Origin of the sequence: Enterovibrio nigricans DSM 22720 (assembly GCF_900167155.1) — a bacterium.
Taxonomy (GTDB): domain Bacteria; phylum Pseudomonadota; class Gammaproteobacteria; order Enterobacterales; family Vibrionaceae; genus Enterovibrio; species Enterovibrio nigricans.
In genome coordinates this window covers 1-1,983 of record NZ_FUXU01000197.1, presented here as the reverse complement: position 1 = coordinate 1,983, position 1,983 = coordinate 1, and the positions used below count along the sequence as shown (strand labels likewise).

The 1,983-nt window shown below is 44.8% G+C and carries 1 protein-coding gene; it reads right to left on the bottom strand.

Features of this window, described 5'->3' with window-relative positions:
• Positions 1-144: 144 nt before the first annotated feature.
• Entirely contained in the window at positions 145-1,503 is a 1,359-nt protein-coding gene (locus B5D35_RS23495; protein WP_078754812.1) for a hypothetical protein, read from the bottom strand.
• Between the last annotated feature and the right edge of the window lie 480 nt (positions 1,504-1,983).

The following is a 1,983-nucleotide window of genomic DNA, read 5'->3' as shown; positions in this document are numbered from 1 at the left end:
TTCCATTTGAATTCGTTGTTGGCCATCTATCCGTTATCCGCCAGGGAGAAATGAGACGATTTTGGATCACTACGGATTTTTTGCAACAACCCCGTTCCAGCCACAACAGGTGGCATTATCGCCACCCCGTTTCTTCAGAAAGCATCAGCTAATTACTTCTTCTACATCAATCACTTTTGAGCGATTAACCGTGATTTTCCAACGCTGTAATGTCACGCTACCGTCAGGTTTTTTTTGCTTGGAAATCAGGTTGAATTGGTGGCGCTTATCAATCGACTCATGCGACACCTTGCCCTCATTCAACGCGTAGTAACGATGCTTACCACGCGCCATTAACCGAGAGAATGGGCGGAAATCAACTCGCCACACTTCACGTGTCATGTCGTAACCGCTCAGAAATTTGGTGGTCGACATTTGCGTCACCATCTTTATACGCACAACAGACTCTTCTCGCTGTCGCAGCTTACCCTTACGCAGCTTTCGCACATCTTCAGGCAGCTTGTCGAAAGGAATGTAATCAAGCCACTCTAACTGACTCCCGATACGCTGACCGGACGTCGGGTCAGTAAACATCTTGCGCCACTTCGGTCGCCCTTTACGAATCCAGCGCCAAAGTACGTCTCTCAAATCATCTTTAAAAATCTCGCGAAGCGCATAAAGACCAGCCATCGCCAGTACAAACGACATGGTAATTTCACCCAAGAAACTGCGCATTCGGATAATCGCGAACGTCACAAAGATCATCACCAGCCCTGTTGCGGTGCCCTTCGCCAACTTGTTCAAGGTTTGGCCTAATACCACATCGTTTTGTCGAATCGTAACGGGGTATTCAATCAAACGTCTCGCTAAGCGCATTTTGTTCACCATGCGCGTAGGGTCATTCTGGGCTTTTAACGAGTTATAATTTCGTTCGACACGGTATTTCGCCTCAGATTCACAAAACCCTATCAACTGCTCGCGCATCGGTTTAAATGCAGCGCTTCTCGGCATGTGCGCAACCAACGACAAGAAACGTTGCTCCGTCAACCAAGACAGATAGTTATCGATGTTGTTGTAGTATTTAATGAGGCTTTCGTCTTTTGGCACATAACGACGAAGTCGTCGAAGAATTTCCACCGCCATATCGGTGATAAATTCCAATTGCTCGACCGCTTCATCTTCCCCAACATCTGCCATCGTATCGAAGAATCGATGCGTCGTTTTTTCTAAAGAAAGCGCATATTGATAGGCGTACAAACTCAAACTGACGCGGTATTTGTCAGACGGCAATTTATCCCGACTCGCAAGTCGAGAATGCACCAGCGGTAAATGGTACTGAGACGTGAAATAAGTACGGGTATTAGACAATACCGTATTGTAGAACTGATCTTCACTGATAACGTTTTTGGAGAAATTCAATTCCCCAGGGACAAACAGGTAGAATTCGACATCCTGCCGTTTAATTTCCTCATTAATGAGCGCAATCCGTGCTGTTAATCCCTCATATTTTTCTACAGAGATCAATGCATACTCCAAACATTATCTTCCACACGGGGCCTCTCCGCTTCGTGACACCTAGTTTAACGAATAAGGAATTCAAAATAGAACAAAATTTGCGAGGAGAAAGAAATTGATACCAAGTGTATGAATTATGACCGCAAGATAACCAACCAGCCATAATCCTTTTACTATCTGAGATATAGGTTGGCATAACCAACACAAATAACCGAGTTATCCACAGAAAAAGTGAATAACTTAACGTAGATGCAAACCGTAATTTTTCGCGCAGCAGACGTGATTGATAACAATGTTTGGAATACTCTAGCAAAAGCTCCCGCTTTTCCGCCAATGACTACTTCGCATCAAGCAAAGCGACAATTGCCACCCGTGTATGTCGACTGGCTATCAAGCAATTTCATCCTTCCAACAAAATTTAGGGCTCCGTTGCAAAGTTTTAGGTTTCAGGCAATCTAGTGTCACCTTCCTCGTCGTTTATTAAGCATG